The sequence below is a fragment of the Actinomarinicola tropica genome (genome assembly GCF_009650215.1).
GTDB classification, from domain to species: domain Bacteria; phylum Actinomycetota; class Acidimicrobiia; order Acidimicrobiales; family SKKL01; genus Actinomarinicola; species Actinomarinicola tropica.
Genome location: NZ_CP045851.1, coordinates 1692534 through 1706339, shown reverse-complemented (window position 1 = coordinate 1706339; position 13806 = coordinate 1692534). Strand labels below are relative to the sequence as shown.

12 protein-coding genes and 1 tRNA gene are annotated in these 13806 nt (G+C 73.6%); 6 read left to right on the top strand and 7 right to left on the bottom strand.

Features of this window, described 5'->3' with window-relative positions:
- Positions 1–38 precede the first annotated feature (38 nt).
- The 6 genes from GH723_RS08380 to GH723_RS08355 all read right to left on the bottom strand — a co-directional run bounded on the left by GH723_RS08380 (position 39) and on the right by GH723_RS08355 (position 4859).
- Positions 39–113 (bottom strand) — tRNA-Val (locus tag GH723_RS08380).
- A 44-nt stretch (positions 114–157) separates the two neighbouring features.
- A complete protein-coding gene (locus GH723_RS08375) occupies positions 158–1093 on the bottom strand; it encodes an aldo/keto reductase (RefSeq protein WP_153759222.1) in 936 nt (311 codons plus the stop codon).
- Positions 1094–1144: 51 nt separating this feature from the next.
- Positions 1145–2545, bottom strand: a complete 1401-nt coding sequence (locus tag GH723_RS08370) for an amidase (protein WP_153759221.1) — start codon at positions 2543–2545, stop codon at positions 1145–1147.
- A 29-nt stretch (positions 2546–2574) separates the two neighbouring features.
- A complete protein-coding gene (locus tag GH723_RS08365) occupies positions 2575–3231 on the bottom strand; it encodes a J domain-containing protein (RefSeq protein WP_195210610.1) in 657 nt (218 codons plus the stop codon).
- Between the two features lie 78 nt (positions 3232–3309).
- Positions 3310–3486 carry a hypothetical protein gene (locus tag GH723_RS08360; protein ID WP_153759219.1) on the bottom strand — a complete coding sequence of 59 codons (177 nt, stop codon included), beginning with the start codon at positions 3484–3486 and terminating at the stop codon, positions 3310–3312.
- 41 nt (positions 3487–3527) lie between these two features.
- Positions 3528–4859: a UDP-N-acetylmuramoyl-tripeptide--D-alanyl-D-alanine ligase gene (locus GH723_RS08355; RefSeq protein WP_195210609.1), complete on the bottom strand. Its 1332-nt coding sequence runs from the start codon at positions 4857–4859 to the stop codon at positions 3528–3530.
- Between the two features lie 88 nt (positions 4860–4947).
- Between GH723_RS08355 and GH723_RS08350 the strand changes: the two genes are divergently transcribed.
- Positions 4948–6036 carry a D-alanine--D-alanine ligase family protein gene (locus tag GH723_RS08350; protein ID WP_153759217.1) on the top strand — a complete coding sequence of 363 codons (1089 nt, stop codon included), beginning with the start codon at positions 4948–4950 and terminating at the stop codon, positions 6034–6036.
- A 4-nt stretch (positions 6037–6040) separates the two neighbouring features.
- The gene (locus GH723_RS08345) at positions 6041–6790 is read left to right on the top strand and encodes a hypothetical protein (protein WP_153759216.1); all 750 of its coding nucleotides are present in this window, start codon (positions 6041–6043) and stop codon (positions 6788–6790) included.
- 216 nt (positions 6791–7006) lie between these two features.
- Here GH723_RS08345 and GH723_RS08340 read toward each other — a convergent pair whose 3' ends face one another.
- Positions 7007–7576 carry a TetR/AcrR family transcriptional regulator gene (locus GH723_RS08340; RefSeq protein ID WP_195210608.1) on the bottom strand — a complete coding sequence of 190 codons (570 nt, stop codon included), beginning with the start codon at positions 7574–7576 and terminating at the stop codon, positions 7007–7009.
- A gap of 98 nt (positions 7577–7674) precedes the next feature.
- On the opposite strand from GH723_RS08340, the gene GH723_RS08335 reads away from it, so the two are divergent.
- Genes GH723_RS08335 through GH723_RS08320 form a run of 4 tightly spaced genes read left to right on the top strand, consistent with a single transcriptional unit; the run spans position 7675 to position 13737 of the window.
- Complete coding sequence (locus tag GH723_RS08335) at positions 7675–9996, top strand: HAD-IB family hydrolase (RefSeq protein ID WP_195210607.1); 2322 nt, start codon at positions 7675–7677, stop codon at positions 9994–9996.
- Entirely contained in the window at positions 9993–11207 is a 1215-nt protein-coding gene (locus GH723_RS08330; protein WP_153759213.1) for a zinc-dependent alcohol dehydrogenase, read from the top strand. Before GH723_RS08335 ends, GH723_RS08330 begins: the two co-directional genes overlap by 4 nt.
- On the top strand, positions 11204–12814 hold the full coding sequence (locus tag GH723_RS08325) for a lactate racemase domain-containing protein (RefSeq protein ID WP_153759212.1): 1611 nt from the start codon (positions 11204–11206) through the stop codon (positions 12812–12814). The genes GH723_RS08330 and GH723_RS08325 overlap by 4 nt, the downstream gene beginning before the upstream one ends.
- Positions 12811–13737: a lysophospholipid acyltransferase family protein gene (locus tag GH723_RS08320; RefSeq protein ID WP_153759211.1), complete on the top strand. Its 927-nt coding sequence runs from the start codon at positions 12811–12813 to the stop codon at positions 13735–13737. Before GH723_RS08325 ends, GH723_RS08320 begins: the two co-directional genes overlap by 4 nt.
- Positions 13738–13806: the final 69 nt, after the last annotated feature.

The following is a 13806-nucleotide window of genomic DNA, read 5'->3' as shown; positions in this document are numbered from 1 at the left end:
GACGCGCGACGGCGGCCCCGTCGGGGCCGCCGTCGATGTGGTGGGCGATACTGGTTTCGAACCAGTGGCCTCTGCCGTGTGAAGGCAGCGCTCTCCCACTGAGCTAATCGCCCGTCGGGGCACGCACTCTAGCGCGCCGGGAGCAGGCGCCCCACCGTCAGCCCGCCAGGCGAGCGACCTCGGCGCGGTCGTCGGCGTCCATCGTCCATCCGGCGGCTGCGACGTTCGATCGCACCTGATCCGCGGAGGTCGCACCGGCGATGACGGAGGCGACGGTCGGCTCGCCGAGGAGGTACCCGAAGGCCAGCTCGAGCAGCGAGCGGTCGCGGTCGGCGGCGAAGCGGGTGAGCTCCCCCACCGCCGTCAGGCGCTGGTCGTCGAGGAAGCGCGCCCGCCGGTCGTCGGGCATCGAGTCGAGCCGGCTCCCCTCGGGGACCGACCCGTCCGACCCGACCTTGCCGGTCAGCAGCCCGGACTCGAGCGGGAAGTAAGGGACGAGGGCGACGCCGTGGCGCGCGCACGCCTCGATCACGCCGCTCGTCTCCGGCTCGCGGTGCAGGGCGCTGTAGCGGTTCTGGACCGAGGCGAACGGCTGCCAGCTCCGCTCCCGCGACACGTCGGCCGCGCGATCGAGCAGCTCGACGTCGAAGTTCGAGCAGCCGATCTCGCGGACCTTCCCCGCCGCCACGAGCTCCTCCAGCGCGCCCATCGTCTCCTCCATGGGCACGTCGGGATCGAGCCGGTGGTACTGGTAGTGGTCGATCACCTCGATGCCGAGGCGGCCGAGGGAGTCGTCGACGGCGCGCCGGACCCAGTCAGGGTGACCGCCGCTCAGCGTCCCGTCGGCGCTGCCCATCGACCCGAACTTCGTGGCGACCACCGCCTGCTCGCGGCGGCCGCGCAGGGCGGTGCCGAGGAACTCCTCCGAGCGCGTCTGCCCGTAGACGTCGGCGGTGTCGAAGTAGTTGATCCCGGCGTCGAGCGCGGCGTCGACCACCAGCCGGGTGTCCTCCTCGCCGATCCGCATGCCGAAGTTGTTGCAGCCGAGGCCGACGACCGACACCTCGAGCTGACCGATCCGACGCATGTCCATGCGCTCCCCCTCTCGTGTACCCGCGTCGTGACGGTACCCCGGCGCGCCGGCTCAGCCGATCGCCGCGACCTGCTCGAAGGGGTGGACCTCCTCCACCGCGGCGACGGTGCGCAGGACCGCGAGGTCGTCCCGTTGCCGCCCGACCACCTGCATCCCGATCGGCAGCCCGTCGGCCGTGGTCCCGACCGGCACCGTCCCCGCAGGGTTGCGGCTCATGTTCAGGAACGGGGTGAAGGAGATCCACGTCGGCGCCTCCACGCCGTCGACGGTCCCCGGCCGTCCGAGGACCGGCGCCTGGCCCGCCAGCGTCGGGCAGAGCAGCACGTCGGCGCCCTCCATCGCGGCATCGAGGCGGAGGTTGATCTCGTGGCAGGCGTCGAGGGCCTCGGCGTGCTGCACCGCGGTGAGGCTGAGGCCGAGCTCGATCTGGGCGCGCAGCTCCGGGTCGATCCGCTCCCAGTCGTCGGTCCCTCGCAGGTGCCCCTGCGTCCGGGCGCGCGCCGCGGTCCACAGGTGGACCCACGGGAGCACCGGGTCGCGGTCGAACACCGCCGGGACCTCGATCACCTCCACGCCGGCGTCGGCGAGCGCCCGCACCGCGGCCTCGACGGCGCCGGCCACCTCCCGGTCCACCTGGGCGAACCCGAGCGTCGGCGACCAGGCGACCGATCGCGGCAGGACCTCACCCTCCAGGTCGGGCGTCCACGGCTCGTGCGGACCGGGGAACGCGTAGATGTCGGTCGGGTCCGGGCCGGCGCAGACGTCGAGGGCCCACGCCACGTCGCGGATGCGTCGCGCCATCGGGCCGCGCACCCCGAGGACGCCGGCGCCGGGCGCGGTCGAGCCGCCGAGCGGCACCCGGCCCTGGGACGTCTTCAGGCCGCTCAGCCCGCAGAGCGAGGACGGGATGCGGATCGAGCCGCCCCCGTCGGACCCGGTGGCGAGGGGGACCATGCCCGCGGCGATCGCCGCCGCCGACCCACCCGAGGACCCACCGGGTGACCGGGTGGTGTCCCAGGGGTTGGCCGTGTGCCCGTGGGCCGGGTTGTCGGTGACCCCCTTGAACCCGAACTCCGGGGTGTTGGTCTTCCCGACGACCACCGCACCCGCCCGGCGGAGGCGGCGCACGACGATCGAGTCGCGGGTGGCCGGAGGATCGGCGACGTGGAGCGCCGAGCCGTAGGTGGTGACGAAGCCCTCGGCGTCCTCGAGGTCCTTCACGGCCAGGGGGATGCCGGCGAGAGGGCCCACGTCCTCCCCGGCCGCCAGCCGCCGGTCGACGTCCCGCGCCGCGGCGAGGGCGCGCTCGCCGTCGACCTGGGTGAACGCGTGGACGTCGCCGTCGAGGGCGTCGATGCGGTCGAGCGAGTGCTGCACCAGCTCGACGGCACCGAGCTGGCGGGTGCGCACCTGCTCGGCCAGGTCGCGGAGGGAGGCGTGTCGGAGGTCCATGCGGCCCGACACTACGGGCGGCGGCGCCGTCAGGGCCGAGGACTCGCCGTGCCCGGTTCGACGCAGACGAGCGCGTCCTGCTGCTCGATCGTGAAGGGTCGCGTCGGTTCGGGGCATTCGGCACCGATCGACCCCTGGACGACGATGCGGCCCTCGTTCGGGGTGACGCCGCAGTTCACGACGAGGGTGAAGCCGGCGGTCAGCTGCACGCACTGCCCCCGGAGGTCGCGCACGGCCACCGTCCCGACCGTGCCCGTGTCCGTGCCCGCCGGGGCCTCGACCCCGTCGCCGCCGTCGTCGTCACCCGGCCCCCCGGCGAACGCGGTGAAGACGAAGATGCCGAACAGCAGGCCGACGAGCGCGAGCCACGGCAGCACCCCGGCCATCGACGCCAGGGCTGCGCCCTGCGGTCCCGCGGCCACCGGCGAGGAGGGGCCCGCGACCGGCGGGATGCGCGACGTCGAGGACGTCGACGCCGCAAGTCGGCGTGACGCGTCGTAGGCACGCCGCCGCTCGGGGTCGAGCAGGACCGCCGCGGACGCGTTGACCTCGGCCATCCGCTCGGCCACCGCAGCCCGGCGCACCGGGTCCGAGCTCGCGTGGCGATCGGGGTGGAGCTCCAGCGCCAGGCGGCGTTGGGCGGCCCGGATCTCCCCGGTCGTCGCGCCCGGCGGGACCCCGAGCACCGTGTAGTGGTCCGTCGTCGTCCTGCGCTCCTCTGTGCGGCCGCCGCCTCCCCGCAGGGTAGGCGCCGCCCCGGGCGGTCAGTCGCAGCAGGAGTCGCGGAACCCGCACGCCCGACAGCGGAAGTGGGCGTGTTCGGGCAGCCAGCCCTCGACGGAGCCGCACAGCGGGCAGTCGGGGTACGTGCCGCGGGGGTCGCGGCAGGCCGCCGGCGCGGTGTCCGTGGGGCGGGTGGTGTCCGGGGTCGTCGGCTGCACGGACGCCACGGTAGGGCCGCCCACCGCCGCGCCGTGGGACCTCAGCGGTCGGCGAGCGCCGCCACGAGGCGATCGAGGCCGGCGACGCGAGAACCCTTCGCGAGCACGGCGGTGCCCGTCCCGGCCCCGTCGAGCAGGTCGAGCGCCCCGTCGATGTCGTGCACGGCGCGACCACCGTGCGCATCGGCGCGGTACTCGGGGCAGTCGACGGCGATCAGCTCGACGCCGAGCTCCTCGGCCAGCGCGGCGACGGCCTCGTGCTCGGCGTCGGACTCGGGCCCGAGCTCGGCCATCAGCCCCACGACCGCGACGCGGCGCTCGGCCGGGAGGTGCGCGAGCGCGTCGAGCGCCGCCCGCATCGAGGTGGGGTTGGCGTTGTAGGAGTCGTCGAGGATCGTCACGCCCGAGCGCGAGGTCGTGATGGCCATCCGCAGCGGCGACATCTCCGCCGCGGCCAGCCCCGTGGCCACGTCGGCGAGGTCCATGCCCACCCCGAGGCCGATGGCCGCCGCAGCGGCCGCGTTCTCGGCGTTGTGCGGGCCACGCGCCGCAGGCTCCACCTCGATGGCGCCCCACGGGGTCTCGAGCAGCACGCGCAGGCGCAGGTCGGCCGCGACGTCCATCGTCGTCGCCCGCACGTCGCCCACGCCGAGCCCGAAGGTGAGCACCCGGGCCGAGGTGCGGTCGGCCATCGCTGCCACCCGCTGGTCGCCGGCGTTCAGGACCGCCGTGCCGTCGGCGGGCAGCTGCTCAACCATCTCGCCCTTGCCGCGAGCGATGTCCTCGATGGTGCCGAAGAGCTCGCTGTGGGCCATCGCCACCCGGGTGACGACACCGACGGTGGGGTGGGCGATGGCGCACAGCTCGGCGATGTGGCCGATGCCGCGAGCGCCCATCTCGACGACGACGTGCCGGGTGCCGTCGGGCGTGCCGAGGAGCGTGAGGGGCACGCCGATCTCGTTGTTGAAGCTCGCGGCGCTGGCGTGGGTGGGGGCCGCGGCCCCGAGGACCCCGCGGGCGAGGTCCTTCACCGTCGTCTTGCCGACCGATCCGGTGATGCCCACGACGGCGCCGTCGAGCCGGTGGCGCGCGGCGCGACCGAGGTCGACCAGGGCCACCTGGGTGTCCTCGACGGCGATCGCGGTGGCCCCGTCGACCACCCGGGCCCGGTCCGAGGCGAGGTACGCCGTCGCCCCCCGCTCGACGGCCACGGGGATGAACTCGTGCCCGTCACGGCCGGCGACGAGCGGCACGAAGAGCTGGCCGGGAGCGACCGTCCGCGAGTCCTGGGTGGCGCCGACGACCTCGACCGAGGGGTCGCCGATGACCTCGCCGCCGGTGCGCTGCGCGATGTCGTCTGCGGTGAACCGCACGGGTCTCCTCGGGTCGGGACGGCGTCCCATCATCGCCGACCGTGCGCCGCTCCGAGACCTCACGGGCCCGCAGTACCGTGCGGGACCGATGACACCCTCGTCTCCGACCGATCCACCCGTCCGGCTCGTCGTCCTCTTCGGCGGCCAGTCCGCCGAGCACGACGTGAGCCGCGTCACCGCGGTGCACGTCCTGCGGGCCGTGGACCGGTCCCGCTACGACGTCGTGCCGATCGGCATCACGCGAGACGGGCGGTGGCTCGACGCCGGTGCGGCACTCGCGGCGCTCGACGAGCCCGCCGCGCTGACCACCGGGTTGGACGTCGCCGGCGCCGCCGTCGACCCGGTGCCTGCGGTCGCGTCAGCGTCGGGCCAGCAGGTGGTGGTGTTCCCGCTGCTGCACGGGCCCTTCGGCGAGGACGGCACCGTGCAGGGGATGCTCGAGCTGGCCGGCGTGCCCTACGTCGGCGCCGGCGTCCTCGGGTCCGCCCTGGCGATGGACAAGGCCAAGGCGAAGGAGGTCATCGAGCACGCCGGCATCCCGCAGTGCCGCTGGCTCACGCTCCGGGACACCGACGTCGACGACACCACGCCCGCCGCCATCGAGGACGCCCTGGGGCTGCCGGTCTTCGTGAAGCCCGCCAACCTCGGTTCCTCGGTCGGCGTCAGCAAGGCGCACGACCTCGAGGAGCTGCGCGACGCGCTGGCCCTCGCCGCCGGCTACGACGAGTGGATCGTCGTCGAGGAGCACGTCGAGGGGCGGGAGATCGAGGTGGCGGTCCTCGGCAACACCGAGCTGCGCGTCTCCGTGCCGGGCGAGATCCGACCCGGTGCGGAGTTCTACGACTACGCCGACAAGTACCTCGACGGTGCGGCCGAGCTGGTGATCCCGGCCGAGCTGCCCGACGACGTGGCCGCCGAGCTGGCCGACCTGGCCCGCCGGTCGTTCGCCGCCCTGCGCGCCGAGGGCATGGCACGGGTCGACTTCTTCTACGAGGAGGACGGTCGCGGCCTGCTCCTGAACGAGATCAACACGATCCCCGGCTTCACGCCCATCTCGATGTACCCGAAGCTCTGGGAGGCATCGGGTCTCCCCTACGCCCAGCTGATCGACGAGCTCGTGGCCCTGGCGATCGAGCGCCACGCCCGCCGCACCGCCCACCGCCGCACCGACCACTGAGCCCATGTCGGACGACGATCCTCGCCTCTACGTGACCAGGGACGGGCAGTACGAGTTCCATCGCGTCGTCGAACCCGCCCTCGTCATCCGCTTCCACGCCCCGCTCGACGTGATCCTGCACACGCTCGACGCCGACTACGTCGCGTCGGCCTGGCGCTCAGCGCGCACCGTGCTCGAGCACCACGGCGTCGACCCTGATCGCTTCGCGTGGGGGTGCGGCCAGCACAGCGAGCTACGTGCCGCGGATCACCACCACGCGACCCGTCCGTTCCTCGACACCCTCGGCTGGGTGACCACGAGTCAGACCGATGATGACCTCTTCGGCATCCTGCCGCGCGGCTCCGGGTGGCCGGCACCCTGGGACGCGGTCGCCGCCGAGCTGGAGACCTCCGCACCGCCGCTCTGCCTCAACTACGACCACTACGAGGCGATGGTGATCACCCGGCGCGGCGGCAAGGTCATCGCCAAGGACGACGGCCCCACCGCTCTCGACATCATGCGGGTCGACGGCGCTGACAGCCCCGTCGAGTGGGCGTTGTTCGATCCGTCGAGGCAGCAGCTCAGTTGCGACGCACCTCCAGACCCGGTCGACGCTCCGTGGATGCGGCTCGGTCAGGCGATGTTCGAGCACGACGAGGTCGCCGTCGTCGACGCCATGGATGCCGTGCGGACGGAGTACTCGGAGCACGGCGCGCGCATCTGCCTCGAGAGCGCGCTGCGCTACCTCATGATGCGCCCCAACGGCCGCTCCTGATCCATCCTTCGGCCGCGGGGACGACGCCGCCGACCCGCTGGCGCGACCGCCCCCACGACCCTCGGGTCGGCAGATCGCGGGCGCGGGAGGGCGCCGGCCGTTCTGGGTACGCGATGCGACCGCATGTGTCGCGATCCGTACCGAGAACGGTGGAGGGCAGCGGACGTACCGAGCACGGTGGAAGGCGGCGGACGTACCGAGAACGACGGAGCGCCGTCAGCGCGTGGGGGCGAGGGCGCTGCGGAGGAAGGCGACGAGCTCGCGGCGGCGGACGACCATGGAGCGCAGGCTCGGGTCGACGCCGAGGGCCCGCTGCACCTCGGCCTCGGTGGCCACGCCGATGACGGTCGAGTACGCCGACAGGAGCAGCAGCCGCGAGTCGGTGCGGCGCATCGTCCCCGCCGCCATCTCGCCGTCGAGGAAGGCGCGTGCCCGGTCGACGAGCGGGTCGAGCTGGTCGGTGAGGCGGGTCGACCACGGCGGGCCCAGCCGGCTGACCTCCCGCAGGAGCCCGAGCAGGGCCGGGCGTCGCAGGGCGAGCCGGAACACCGCCCGCACGATGGCCTCGACCCGGTCGAAACCCCGGCCCGCACGGGCGAGGGCGGACTCGAGGGCCTCGGAGAGCTCGGTGGCGCACCCGTCGATCACCGCGCCGAGCAGGGCCTCCTTCGAGGGGAACCAGTAGAGGATCGTCTGCTTGCGGATGCCGAGCTCGGCGGCCAGCGCGTCGAGCGACGTGGCGTCGTAGCCTCGGGTGCCGAACGACTCGATCGCGGCGTCGAGCACGCGCTCGGACGTCCGCGGGGCACCGGTCGCCGTCGCCGTCACCTCGTCGCCCCCAGGTCGTCGCTCCGCATCTCTACCGAATGGTAGACAGGACCACCGTGATCCCTGAGCACCTCGACGGGCGACGCGTCGCCATCACCGGCGCGACCGGCTTCCTCGGCACGGCGCTCGTCGAGCGCCTGCTCCGCAGCGCCCCGGGCTGCGAGCTCGTCCTCCTGCTGCGCCCGGGGCGGATGCGCACGGTCGAGCAGCGGGCGCGCCGGGAGATCTTCAAGAACGACGCGTTCGACCGCCTGCGCGACGAGCTCGGCAGCAGCGAGTTCGACGCCATGGTCGACCGGCGCGTCACGGTCGTCCGGGGTGACGTGGGCAGCGACGGCCTCGGTCTCGACGACGACGGCCGCGCCGCGCTCGCCTCCTGCGACGTCGTGGTGCACTCGGCCGCCACGGTCTCGTTCGACTCTCCGCTCGACTCGGCGGTCGAGGTCAACCTGCTCGGTCCCACCCGCATCGCCGCGACGCTCCGCGATCTGGGCGTCACGCCGCACCTCGTCGCCGTCTCCACCTGCTACGTCGCCGGCAACCACCGGGGCGAGGCGCACGAGCAGCCGGTCGCCGAGTCGCCGTTCTTCGTGGACGTCCCGTGGCGCCGCGAGGTCGACGCCGCCCGCCGGACCCGCAGCGACCTCGAGGCCGAGAGCCGCACGCCGGAGATGCTCGCCCGCTTCGCCGACGAGGCGCGCGGCGAGCTCGGCGCCGCGGGCATCCCGCTGCTGTCGGCCAAGGCCGAGCAGCAGCGGACGCGGTGGGTCAACGACCGGATGGTGGAGGCCGGGCGCTCCCGCGCCCGCTCGCTCGGGTTCCCGGACGTCTACTCGTACACCAAGGCCCTCGGCGAGGTCGCGCTCTCGGAGACGAAGGGCGCCATCCCCGTCACGGTCGTCCGCCCCTCGATCATCGAGTCGGCGGTCGCCGAGCCGCGGCCCGGCTGGATCCGCGGCTTCCGCATGGCCGAGCCGGTGATCATCTCCTACGCCCGCGGGCTCCTCACCCAGTTCCCCGGCGTTCCGGAGGGCATCGTCGACGTCATCCCGGTCGACCTCGTCGTCGCCGCCATCGTCGCCGCCGCCGCGCTCCCACCCGAGCAGACGCCCCCGATCGTCCAGGTCGCGTCGGGCTCCTCGAACCCGCTGCGCTACCGCAAGCTCATCGACATGATCGAGGCGTACTTCACCGAGCACCCGATCTTCGACAACTCGGGCCAGCCGATCGCCGTGCCCGAGTGGACGTTCCCGGTGCGCGGCAAGGTCGAGCGCCAGCTGAGCCGGGCCAAGGTCGCGATCACGAAGGCCGAGAGCACCCTCGAGAAGCTGCCCCTGCGGGGCACCCAGGCCGAGCTCTCCGCCACCCTCGAGAGCCGGCGCGAGGACGTCGAGCGCGCCCTCACCTACGTGGAGCTGTACGGCGCCTACGCCGAGTGCGAAGCCGTGTACACGGTCGACCGCCTCATGGACATGTGGGGGCTCCTCGACGACGCCGACCGGGAGCGCTTCACGTTCGACCCTCGGGTCGTCGATTGGGACGTCTACGCCACCACGATCCACCTGCCGTCGGTCGTCGAGCACGCCCGTGTCAAGACGACCCCCGGGGCCAAGAAGGGCCCGACTCGCACCGACCGCCTGCGGCGCCAGGTCCTGTCCCCCGACCGGCACCTCGCGGCCTTCGACCTCGAGAACACGCTGATCGCCTCGAACGTCGTCACCTCCTACGCGTGGCTCGCCACCCGCCGGCTGCCCTCGGAGGACAAGGCCCGGTTCGCGGCCCGCCTGGTGCGCGAGGCCCCCCGGCTGCTGCGGCTCGACGCCCAGGACCGCACCGACTTCCTCCGCTACTTCTATCGGCGCTACCGGGGCGCACCCGTGGAGCAGATGGCCGAGGACTCTGCGGAGCTGCTCAGCGCCCTGATCCTCGCCAAGTCGTTCCCCGCCGCCATCCGCCGGGTGCGGGAGCACCGGGCGCTCGGCCACCGCACGGTGCTCATCACCGGTGCGCTCGACTTCGTCGTCGAGCCGCTGCGACCCCTCTTCGACGACATCGTCGCCGCCGAGATGTCGGTGCGGAACGGCCGGTACACCGGCGAGCTGGTGCGGGTCCCGCCCACGGGCGAGGCGCGGGCGCAGGCGATGGCCGAGTACGCCGCCGCGGAGGGCCTCGACCTGGCCGAGAGCGTCGCCTACGCCGACTCGGCGAGCGACCTCCCGATGCTCGAGGCCGTCGGCTTCCCCGTCGCGGTCAACCCGGAGACCCGCCTGGCGTCGCTGGCCCGCAAGCGGGGCTGGCTGGTCGAGAACTTCCCGAAGGCGGCCAAGGGCGTGCACCCGGTCCTCCCGATCGCGCCGACCAGGGTCGGCAGCCGATGAAGGCCCTGCGCTTCTCCCGGAACCTGCCCCGCTACGCCGCGGCTCGCCTCGCCGGCAGCGTCGTCAGCGGCCGCGGCGCCGGCCCCGGCCCCCTCGACCTGGTCGACGTCGACCCGCCCGAGCTGCCCGGTCCCGGCTGGGTGCGAGTGCGGCCCCGCCTCGCCGGCATCTGCGGATCCGACCTGGCGACCGTCGACGGGCGCAGCAGCCGCTACTTCGAGCCCATCGTCTCGTTCCCGTTCGTCCCCGGCCACGAGGTCGTCGGCGACCTCGACGACGGCCGGCGCGTCGTGGTCGAGCCGGTCCTCGGCTGCGCCACGCGCGGCATCGACCCGCCGTGCGAGTGGTGCGCGCGAGGCGACCTCGGCAACTGCGAGCACATCACCCTCGGCCGCATCGAGCCCGGTCTCCAGACCGGCTTCTGCTGCGACACCGGTGGCGGGTGGTCGACGCTGATGGTCGCCCACGAGTCGCAGCTGCACCCCGTCCCCGACGACATGGAGGACGAGGCCGCTGTCATGGTCGAGCCGACCGCCTGCGCCGTGCACGCCGCGCTGCGGGCCGGGGTGCCGGCCGGCGGCACCGTCGCGGTGCTCGGCGCCGGCACCCTCGGCCTGCTCACCGTCGCCGCGCTGCGCCGGTTCGCCCCGAGCGCCACGATCCTGGCCTCCGCCCGGTACCCGGAGCAGCGCAACCTCGCTGCGCTCCTCGGTGCCGACGTGGTCGTCGAGCCCACCGAGTGGCTGCGGGGCGTGCGCCGCCTCACCGGCAGCTTCGCCGTGGGCGACGGCGCGATCGACCGCCTCACCGGCGGCGCCGACGTGGTGATCGACTGCGTGGGCTCGGCCGAGAGCCTCGCCGACGCCATGGCCGCGGTCCGGCCGAAGGGCCGCGTGGTCGTGGTCGGCATGCCCGGCCCCGTCACCGTCGACCTCACCGGCCTGTGGCACCGCGAGATCGAGCTCGTCGGCGCCTACGCCTACGGCACCGAGGAGGTCCCCGACCCCGACGGCGGCGCACCTCGCCGAGCCCGCACGTTCGACCTGGCCTTCGAGCTCGTCCGCTCGGCCGACCTCGGCCGGCTCGTCTCGGCCACCTATCCCCTGTCGCGCTACCGCGACGCCATCGAGCACGCCGCCGCCGCGGGTCCCCGCGGCGCGGTCAAGGTCGCGTTCGACCTGCGCGACGAGAAGGAGCGCCACCGCCTGTGAGCAGCCGCCGCAGCCCCCGTCCCGGCTTCGTCCTCGACGTCGACCGGTCGACCCCGCCGATCCTGTTCCACCACGGTGAGGGGTTCCGCCTGGAGAAGCTGCCGCCGGGCCGCTCCCGGGTGCTGTACCCCGCCGAACCGCTCCCGGGCATCGACGATCCCGAGGCCGCGATCCACCACGCCCTCCACCACCCCGAGGGCGAGTCCGAGCCCCTGCCCGCGCTGCTGTTCCCGGGCATGAAGCTCACGATCGCCTTCGACGACGTGTCGCTGCCGCTGCCGAAGATGCAGCGCCCCGACGTGCGCCAGCGGATCATCGAGCAGGTGCTCGACCTCGCCGCCGCCGCGGGGGTCGACGACGTCCACATCATCGCCGCCCTCGCCCTCCACCGCCGGATGACCGAGGACGAGCTGCGCCACGCCGTGGGCGACCGCGTCTACGACGCCTTCGCGCCACGCGGACTGCTCTACAACCACGACGCCGAGGACCCCGACGGCATGGTCGTGCTCGGCCAGACCCGCCACGGCGAGGACGTCCAGATGAGCCGGCGGGCCGCCGAGAGCGACCTCGTCGTGTACGTGAACATCAACATCGTCTCGATGGACGGCGGGCACAAGAGCACCGCGACCGGCCTGGCCGGCTACACCGGCGTGAAGGTCCACCACAACCCGGCGACGATGACCAAGTCCCGGTCGTTCATGGACCAGACCAGCTCGGAGCTGCACAAGAGCAACTGGCGCCAGGGCGAGGTCATCCGCGACGCCGGCGTGAAGATCTTCCAGATCGAGACGACGATCAACAACAACACGTTCGGGCGCACCGGCCCGCTCGCCTTCCTCCAGAAGCGGGAGTGGGAGTGGACGGCGCGGGACCGGGCCACGTTCATCGGCATGCAGGCCGGCCTCAAGGGGCTGCCCGCGGCACGCCGGCGCCAGATCTTCCACTCGTGGGAGGCCCCCTACGAGCTCACCTCGGTGCAGGCCGGCGAGGTCGAGGCGGTCCACAGGGTGACCACCGAGAACGTCTACCGCCAGCACCTCGTGCCGGTGGAGGGCCAGACCGACGTGCTCACGATGGGGCTCCCGTACATCGGGCCCTACAACGTCAACTCGATCATGAACCCGATCCTCGTGGCGTGCCTCGGGCTCGGGTACTTCTTCAACCTCTACAAGGGCCGGCCGCTGGTGCGCGAGGGCGGCGTGCTCATCATGAGCCACCCCACGCCGTGGGAGTTCCACCCCGTCCACCACCCGAGCTACATCGACTTCTTCGAGCAGGTCCTCGCCGACACCACCGACCCGGTGGAGATGGAGGCGAGGTACGAGAAGCAGTACGCCGAGGACGAGTGGTACCGGCACCTGTACCGCACCTCGTACGCCTACCACGGCGTCCACCCGTTCTACATGTGGTACTGGTGCGCCCACGCGCTGGAGCACCTCGGGCGGGTCATCATCGTCGGCGGCGACGTACGGGCCACGCGACGGCTCGGGTTCAGCCCGGCCTCCACGCTCCAGGACGCGCTGGAGATGGCCACCGACGTCGTCGGCCCCCAGCCGACGATCACGCACTTCCACAACCCGCCGATCCTCATGGCCGACGTGACGTGAGCGCCCGGTCCGCGCTCTCCCCCGCACGGTTCGTGCGCCGGGTGCCGTTCCCGTTCCGGGCGCCCCACGTCCCCCGCGGGGTCGAGCCGCCGCCGGAGCGCCGCCGCACCGGCAACGACTTCCCCACGGAGTGGGCGCGCCGCTACCCGTCACGGGTCGCCCGGTTGGCCGCTCTCGAGCTGGTCATGCGGCCCACGGTCGCCGTGCTCGCACCACCGGAGCGGCGTGGCACCGACCGGCTCGACGGGCTCGAGGGTCCGGTGATCTTCGCCGCCAACCACCACAGCCACGTCGACACCCCGCTGATGCTCACCTCGATCCCCGAGCCGTGGCGGCACCGCACCTTCGTGGGGGCGGCGGCCGACTACTTCTTCGGCAACCGGGTGAGCGGCACCTTCTCCGCGCTGACGCTGAACGCCGTGCCGATCGAGCGGACCAAGATCTCCCGCGACAGCGCCGACCGCGCCGCGGAGCTGATCGACGACGGCTGGAGCCTCCTCATCTTCCCGGAGGGCGGGCGCAGCCCCGACGGGTGGGCGCAGGAGTTCCGCGGCGGCGCCGCCTACCTCGCGATCCGCTGCGGCGTCCCGATCGTGCCCGTGCACATCGCCGGGACCGACCGGGTGCTGCCGAAGGGGCGGAACCGTCCCCGGCGTGCGGCCACGACGGTCACGTTCGGTGCACCGATCGTTCCCGGGACCGGGTCCGACACCCGGCGGCTGGCCGCCGAGCTGGAGCGGGCCGTCGCCGAGCTGGCCGACGAGGCGACCACCGACTGGTGGACCGCCCGCCGCCGTGCGGCCGCCGGCACCACGCCCTCGCTCGCCGGTCCCGACGCTGCCGGGTGGCGGCGGGCCTGGGCGCTCGGCGAGCGGGACCCCGGCCGCCGGCGCACCCGCCGCAGCTGGCCCCGCCTCGGCTGAGGCCGCACGCGACGAGGGGCCGGACCACCGGCCCGACCCCTCGGTCACTCACACCGTCACGTCCTGCGG